Origin of the sequence: Corallococcus praedator (genome assembly GCF_003612125.1) — a bacterium.
Classification (GTDB): domain Bacteria; phylum Myxococcota; class Myxococcia; order Myxococcales; family Myxococcaceae; genus Corallococcus; species Corallococcus praedator.
Genome location: NZ_RAWI01001064.1, coordinates 1 through 440 on the forward strand (window position 1 = coordinate 1; position 440 = coordinate 440).

General features: G+C 73.4%; 1 protein-coding gene. It reads left to right on the plus strand.

The window, feature by feature from the left end:
- A partial coding sequence (locus tag D7Y13_RS43045; protein ID WP_208734645.1) for a GMC family oxidoreductase N-terminal domain-containing protein occupies window positions 1-440 on the plus strand: 440 nt, incomplete at both ends.

The following is a 440-nucleotide window of genomic DNA, read 5'->3' on the forward strand; positions in this document are numbered from 1 at the left end:
GTTCATGAACCGTTCGGGCAAGCGGTCGAGCGCCGCCTACGCCTTCCTCGCGCCGCTCCAGGGCGACCGGCGCCTGGACGTCCGGCTGGAGGCGCGGGCGGAGCGCGTCCTGATCGAGGGCGGCCGGGCCGTGGGAGTCCGCTGGCGCGATAGGCGCGGCGCGGTCCACGAGAGCCGCGCGGGCGAGGTGATCGTCACGGCGGGCGCGCTGGTGACGCCGAAGCTCCTCATGCTGTCGGGGATCGGCCCGGCCGACCACCTGCGCGCCCATGGCATCGAGGTGGTGGCCGACCGGCCTGGCGTGGGGGCGAACCTCATCGACCACCCGGAGGTGCCGATCATCGCCACGGCAAGCGGGGCGCACGGCTATTACCGCCAGGGCGAGGGGTGGCGGATGATCCGCAACGGGGTGCAGTTCAAGCTCTTCGGCTCGGGTCCAG